The sequence below is a fragment of the Campylobacter sp. TTU-622 genome, from assembly GCF_016598965.1.
Classification (GTDB): domain Bacteria; phylum Campylobacterota; class Campylobacteria; order Campylobacterales; family Campylobacteraceae; genus Campylobacter_D.
The window spans coordinates 1-7,381 of record NZ_JAENKR010000062.1; the positions used below are offsets into that span (position 1 = coordinate 1).

Sequence of the window (7,381 nt, forward strand, 5' to 3'; positions counted from 1 at the left end):
ATATTAGTATTAACCAATTTATAATTAAAATTTAAATTAAGGGATTTTTTTTCTTCGTATTGAAATCCTATAAAAAATAAAGCCAATACAATTACTATTTTATAATATCTTGAGATATATTTTTCATAAATAAAATAAGCAATTAGAAAAATACTCAAAATACCTAATGTATCTGCTCTAAAAAAACCATAAACACTTAAAATTCCCCAATTAAACCAATCAAAACCAAGTGGATGTATAAAATTTAAGCAAAAAATTCCACAAAGTCTTAAAAAATCATATTTAAAAAGATGACAAATCCTAAAAAGAAATCCGTAAAAAAGACCAATACCAAGGATGATAATAGGAATAAGATAGCTAAGGTTAAAATAAATAGAAGATAAGCTTATCCACCAAAACCAAAGTATTCCTACAAAAAATCCTATCCAAAAATATTCTTTTACATTTTTACTTTTTAGAAGCAAGATTAAACCCCAAATAGCTAAAAAAGGGCTCATAGTTTCAAAAAATATATTTTCAAAAAAAGATAAATAAATAGGATTTGAAAGCAAAAATGAAATAAAAAAGACTTTTATTATTTTAAAAATGGTAGAATTAGGATTAAATTTTTTTAAAAAAAAGGAAAAATATGGCAGAAAATTCAATTTTAACTTCATTATTACCTCTTATATTTCTTTTTGCAATTTTTTATTTTTTAGTTATTAGACCACAACAAAAACAAGCAAAATCACATAAACAAATGCTTGAGTCCTTGCAAAAGGGTGATAAAATTATCACTAATGGAGGACTAATTTGTGAGGTTGTAAAACCAGAAGATGATTTTATCAAAGTTAAGCTTAATGATGAAAATATTATGGTAAAAATTTCAAGAGATTTTGTGGCAAAGAAAATTGATGCATAATTTTAAATTTACTTATCGTTTGATTATTTTTATCGCAATATTTATTTTTGGTATATTTTTTTCACTCCCTTCATTTTTGCAATCTGAAAAAGGAGCAAAAATTAATCTTGGATTAGATTTGCAAGGCGGACTTTATATGCTTTTGGGTGTAGATAATCAAGAAGCATTAAAATCTAAAATAAAATCAATTGCTTCATCTTTGAGCTATTCTATTAATAAAGAAAATATTCTTATAGATCATTTAATAACTCATAATGATAATATAGAATTTACTCTGCTTGATAGCGAGGATATTTCTAAAATGGATGCCTTGCTTAAAGAAATAAAAGGTCTTAATGTAAATGTTGAAAATTTGCATTATAGTATAAGTTTTAGCGATGAAGAAATAAAATCCATTGAAAATTATGCACTTTTACAAGCGGTTGAAACTATAAGAAATCGTCTAGATCAATTTGGTTTAGCTGAGCCAACTGTTGCAAAACAAGGAGAGGATAAAATTTTAGTTGAATTAGCAGGAATAAAAACCAAAGAAGATGAGTTAAGAGCAAAAGAACGCATTACCAAAGCAGCCCATTTGCAGTTAATGGAGGTTGATGATTCTAAGCTTAAAGAAGCAGCTTTTATGAGTGATGATGAGGCTGCAAGTTATGGGCTTATCATTCTTCCAGATGCTAAAAATGAAAAGATTAAATATCCTTTGAAGAGTATCCCTATTTTAGATGGATCTATGTTAAGTGATGCTAGAGTCGGTTTTAGCGATAAAAGTAATTATCCTGTGATTAATTTTACTTTAAATTCTGAGGGAGCTAAAAAATTTGCAGATTATACTGGAGCTAATGTCGGAAAACGTTTGGCTATAGTTTTAGACAATCAAGTTTACTCTGCTCCTTCAATCAATGAAAGAATAGGTGGCGGCAGTGGTCAAATAAGTGGAAGTTTTACTCAAGAAGAGGCTAGAGATATAGCTGTAGCTTTAAGAAGTGGGGCTTTACTTGCACCTGTTAAACTTTTAGAGCAAAGAAGCATAGGACCATCTTTAGGTTCAGATAGCATTAAAATGAGTATGATGGCTTTAATAGGTGCTTCTATATGTATTGTAGTTTTTATGGCTTTATATTATGGAATTGCTGGAATTTTTGCTAATGTGGCTTTATTTGTTAATGTTTTAGTTGTTGTTGCGGTTATGGCAATGTTTGGAGCAACTTTAACTTTACCAGGTATGGCAGGGCTTGTTTTAACTGTTGGTATGGCAGTAGATGCAAATGTAATTATTAATGAGCGTATTCGTGAGTTATTAAGAGAAGGAAAAAACATAAAAACTAGCATAGAAAATGGTTATAAAAATGCTATGAGTGCTATTATCGACTCAAACATTACTTCTTTAATTACTTCTATAGCTTTATATGCTTATGGAACTGGAGCAGTTAAGGGTTTTGCTGTTACTTTAGGAATAGGAATTTTAATTTCTATGATTACAGCTATTTGGGGAACACACGGAATGTTTGATTTTTTTATGTCTAAAATTGAAAAAAGTAATAATACAAATTTTTGGTTAGGTTATAGGAGAAAATAATGCAGTTTTTTAGCGAGAAAAAAATTTATGATTTTATGAAAATGCGTTTTGCTGCTATTTCTCTTTCTTTTATTTTATTTTTTGGTTCAATTTATTTGCTTTTTGAAAGAGGTTTGCAGTATGGTATTGATTTTAGTGGAGGTACTTTGATACAACTAAAATATGAAAATTCTGCTCCTATTGCTCAAATAAGAGAAATTTTAGATAAAACAGGGCAATTTCAAAATCTTTCTGTTACAGAATTTGGTTCAAAAGAAGAAATTACAATAAGATTTTTAGGAAGTAATGAAAATCTTAGTAATGATATAGGAGAGTATATAAATACTCTTTTAAAAGATACTGGAAAATTTGAATTAAGACGTGTTGATGTTGTTGGCCCAAAAGTCGGGGATGAGTTAAGAAATAAAGGATTAATGGCTATTATTATTTCTTTAGTAGCAATATTAATTTATATTGCAATACGTTTTGAGTGGCGTTTTGCTATGGCAGCTATTATAAGCGAAATTCATGATATAGTAATTGTTTTAGGTTTTATATCTTTATTAAGAATTGATGTAAATTTAGATACTTTAGCTGCTGTTTTGACTGTACTTGGATATTCTTTAAATGATACTATAATTATTTTCGATAGAATAAGAGAAGGCATTAAAACAAGCAAAGAAAATGTTTTAAGTCCTATTATTAATGAGAGTGTTTCAGCTACTCTTTCAAGAACAATTCTAACTTCAGGGCTTACATTAATTACTGTTGTAATTTTATATTTCTTTGGTGGTTCAATGATAGAAGGATTTTCTTTATCTTTGATTATAGGTATTATTATAGGAACTTTAAGTTCTATTTTTGTAGCAAGTCCTACTTTGCTTTGGTTTAAATTTAGTGTTTTAGATTTTAGAAATAAAGAATTGGAAAAATTAAAGCAAAAACAAGAAAAAGAACGTAATCGTGCTTTATATGAAAAAGGTATAGTATAGGAGAATATTTATGGCATATAATGCAAGCATTATAGAGAAAAAATGGCAAGAAAATTGGGATAAAGATAATTATTTTGAACCAAAAAGGGATTATTCTTTAAAGAAGAAATATATTCTTTCAATGTTTCCTTATCCAAGTGGTCGTATTCATATGGGACATGTAAGAAATTATACTATAGGGGATGCATTAGCAAGATATTACCGAAAAATTGGTTTTAATGTATTACATCCTATAGGTTTTGATAGTTTTGGTATGCCAGCTGAAAATGCTGCTATAAAACATAAAATTCATCCAAAAAAATGGACTTATGATAATATAGCTTATATGCAAAAAGAGCTTTTTTCTTTAGGTTTTTCTTTTTCTAAAAAAAGAATGCTTGCTACTTCTGATCCGCTTTATACAAAATTTGAACAAGAATTTTTTATAAAAATGTTTGAAAAAGGTTTAATCTATACTAAAGAAGCGAATGTAAATTGGTGTGAACACGATCAAACAGTTTTAGCCAATGAACAAGTAGAAGAGGGTAAATGTTGGCGTTGTGGTAATGAAGTGATTCAAAAAAAAATGCCAGGATATTACATAAAAATTACTTCTTATGCTAATGAACTTTTAAATGATTTAAAAAATTTAAAAGATAAATGGCCAAATCAAGTTTTAACTATGCAAGAAAATTGGATAGGAAAAAGCGAAGGTTTGGAATTTACTCTTTTTTTAGATGAAGAGAGTGTAAAAAAAGTAAATAAAAAAAATCTTCAAGTTTTTACTACAAGAGCGGATACAATATTTGGAATAAGTTATATTGCTTTATCTGTTGAGCATAGTATAGTTGAAGATTTAATTAAAAATTCTAAACTAGACACTAAGATTATAGAGCAAATTAAAATTATACAAAATCAAAATCCAAGAGAGAGACAAAGCAATGAAAAAGAAGGATATTTTTTAGGTATTTATGCTTTACATCCTTTAACAAAAGAAAAAATTCCTATCTGGGTAGCTAATTTTGTTTTATCTGATTATGGAAGTGGAGCTGTAATGGCTGTTCCTGCTCACGATGAAAGGGATTTTGAATTTGCTAAAAAATATAATCTTGAGTTTAAACAAGTAATAGATTCTAAAGAAAAACTCCCCTTTACGCAAAAAAATGGCAAACTTATAAATAGTGATAGATTTAATAACCTAGATTGTAATGAAGCAAGAGAAGAGATTATTAAGGAATTTGAAAAAAATAATTTAGGTAAAAGAGTTGTAAATTTTAAAATAAGAGATTGGGGTGTTTCACGTCAAAGATATTGGGGAACTCCAATCCCTATAGTTAAATGTGATGAATGTGGTTTAGTTTGTGAAAAAATTGAAAATCTTCCTATACTTTTACCTGAAGATGTAGAAATTACAGGTGAGGGTAATCCTTTAGAAAAGCATTTAGAATGGAAAAATTGTCTATGTCCTAAATGTGGAAAAAAAGCTAAAAGAGAGAGTGATACTTTAGATACTTTTTTTGAAAGTTCTTGGTATTATGCACGTTTTGCGAGTGATGAGGATACTTGGCAAAATAAAGTTTTTGATGAAAAAAGTGTTGATTATTGGCTTAGTGTGGATGAATATATTGGCGGAATTGAACATGCTATTTTACATTTGCTTTATGCAAGATTTTTTCAAAAAGTGTTAAGGGATCTTGGATATTTAAAAAATGATGAACCTTTTTTAAAGCTTTTAACACAAGGTATGGTCTTAAAAGACGGTTTCAAAATGAGCAAATCTAAGGGCAATGTTGTTGATCCTGATGAAATTATTAAAAAATATGGAGCTGATACAGCAAGACTTTTTATTTTATTTGCCGCACCTCCAGCAAAAGAATTAGAATGGAATGATGATGCACTTGAAGGAGCTTATCGTTTTATTTGTAAGCTTTATGATAGAGCTTTGAGTGTTAAGAGTGGAAATTATATTTTAAAACAAGAAGAATTAAACAAAGAAGAAAAATATGCAAGATTAAAAGTATATGAAGCTTTAAAAAAATCAGAAGAAGTTTATAATAAAACTTATGCATTCAATACTTTAATTGCAGCTTGTATGGAAGCAATTAATGCTTTAAATCATTGTAAAAATGAGGCTTTAGAACAAGAAGCTTTTTATATTATTTTAAATATTTTAGAACCTATTATTCCTCATATATGTTTTGAGTTAAGTGATAAGCTTTTTGAATGTAAAAATTTTAAAAAATTAGAAATAAAAGAAGAAGTTTTTAAAAAGGATTCTTTAATTTTAATTGTAAGTGTTAATGGAAAAAAACGTTCTGAAATTGAGGTTTTAGCAAATGCTTCACAAAATGAAATTTTAAGCACAGCAAAAGAGAGTGTTCAAAAATGGCTTAAAGATAAAACTATTATAAAAGAAATTTATATTAAAGATAAATTAGTCAATTTGGTGATTAAATGAAAAAATATTTTTTATTTTGTTTTATCTTTTTTCTATGTGCTTGTGGATATATACCTAGTTCAAAACTTGCAGATAGAATTTTTAATGAAAAAGTTTATGTCAATGTAGAATTAAATGCACAAGATCCTAAAAATAGTATTTTCGTAGCAGATACATTAAAGGAAGTAATTATTAGTAAGCTTGGTAGAAAACTTGCTTTAAAGCATGAAGCTGATGATATTATTAATGTTAAAATGAATAATTTAACTTTTATTCCTTTAGTTTATGATAAGAATGGCTATGTGGTTAGTTATAAAGCAAAATTAGATTTGGAATTTAATGTAGTTTTTAAAGATGGAAAGACACAAGTATTTAATGCAAGCGGAAGTTATGATTTTGACATCTCTCCTAATAGTATTATTAGCGATACTGCAAGAACTGAAGCAATTAAATATGCTTCAAGTGAAGCTTTTGATGAATTTATTTCAATGATTGCAATTAAAGGTTATAAAAATGGCAGTTAATATTAATGAAATTGCTAAAGAAACTTTAATTGCTTTAAAAGAAAGGAAATTAAAAGCTACTCCAGAAAATTATACAGAAGTTTTTGAGGAATTTAGTCAAAAATATGGTTTTGTTTCAAATAATAAATTAAAACTAGAAAAATATAAAACTCTACTTTTGCCCTATTATCAACAAGAGCTTAATGGAAAAATTATTCGTAATTTAGAAGAATTTATTAGTTTTTTAATATCCATCTTAAATAGACAAAGTGGGAAACAATTCAATGAATTTTTTGATTTTTTAGCTACCATTAATAGAGTATTACAAATTAGTAAAGATAAAAAAATCAAGGAATTAGCTAAAGTTACTTCTATAAGAATTTCTAAAACTATGGATAGTGAAAGCATTTATTTGCTTAATAAAAAATGGAAAGAACTTGAAAAAAGCTATGAAGATGAAAACCTTAATACCGAAATGCGTAAATATGGTGTAAATAAATATGATGATTTTGATAGTGTTATAAAAAAACTTTTATTGCAATTAGAAGAAAGAAGTTATGAATATTTTGCTCATTTGCTTTCTTTGTGTTTAAGCCCATCTTTAGTGAGTGATCTAAAAATTGAGAATTTTATCCAAAAGTTAAAAGAAAAATCTTTTATTCTTTCAGAAAGTAATTTTGAAAATGAACTTTTAGAATGTGTAAATAAAAGAATTATAGCTGACAATATGTATGTTCAAAAAAATCTAAATTTTTTTAATGATAACTTAAAAAAAATTCAAACACTTTTTAATTCTTTAGATAAATTTAATCAACAAAATATTAATTTTTTTGAAACTTTAAATCCTGATGATAAAGGAGAGATTAAGTTAAGTTTTGAAGACTTAAAACGTAAATTTTATAATATTGATGAAAAAATTAAAACTCTAAATGCGCAAATTCAATTTACTCAAAATCTAGAAGAAAGGGAAGCTTGGAGTGTGGTAAAAGAGCTTGAAAAGCTTGATGAAAACTATAT

At 26.9% G+C, this 7,381-nt stretch carries 6 protein-coding genes and 1 pseudogene; 6 read left to right on the forward strand and 1 reads right to left on the reverse strand.

From position 1 onward, the window contains the following. Positions 1-656 (reverse strand): annotated as a pseudogene (locus JG677_RS06070) (apolipoprotein N-acyltransferase); the annotation flags it as partial. On the opposite strand from JG677_RS06070, the gene yajC reads away from it, so the two are divergent. The 6 genes from yajC to JG677_RS06100 form a co-directional block, all read left to right on the forward strand. Then, positions 629-901 (forward strand): preprotein translocase subunit YajC, encoded by a 273-nt coding sequence (gene yajC, locus JG677_RS06075; protein WP_200170128.1) that lies wholly within the window; start codon positions 629-631, stop codon positions 899-901. The pseudogene JG677_RS06070 and the gene yajC sit on opposite strands and share 28 nt — an antisense overlap. Further along, positions 894-2,474, forward strand: a complete 1,581-nt coding sequence (secD, locus tag JG677_RS06080) for a protein translocase subunit SecD (protein WP_200170129.1) — start codon at positions 894-896, stop codon at positions 2,472-2,474. The genes yajC and secD overlap by 8 nt, the downstream gene beginning before the upstream one ends. Further along, positions 2,474-3,445, forward strand: a complete 972-nt coding sequence (gene secF, locus JG677_RS06085) for a protein translocase subunit SecF (protein WP_200285709.1) — start codon at positions 2,474-2,476, stop codon at positions 3,443-3,445. Before secD ends, secF begins: the two co-directional genes overlap by 1 nt. Before the next feature lie 10 nt (positions 3,446-3,455). After that, positions 3,456-5,882 (forward strand): leucine--tRNA ligase, encoded by a 2,427-nt coding sequence (gene leuS / locus JG677_RS06090; protein WP_200285710.1) that lies wholly within the window; start codon positions 3,456-3,458, stop codon positions 5,880-5,882. Next, positions 5,879-6,385 carry an LPS assembly lipoprotein LptE gene (gene lptE, locus JG677_RS06095; protein ID WP_200170132.1) on the forward strand — a complete coding sequence of 169 codons (507 nt, stop codon included), beginning with the start codon at positions 5,879-5,881 and terminating at the stop codon, positions 6,383-6,385. The genes leuS and lptE overlap by 4 nt, the downstream gene beginning before the upstream one ends. After that, positions 6,375-7,381 (forward strand): hypothetical protein (locus JG677_RS06100; protein WP_200285711.1); only part of this gene is annotated, 1,007 nt, incomplete at its 3' end. The genes lptE and JG677_RS06100, both read left to right, overlap by 11 nt.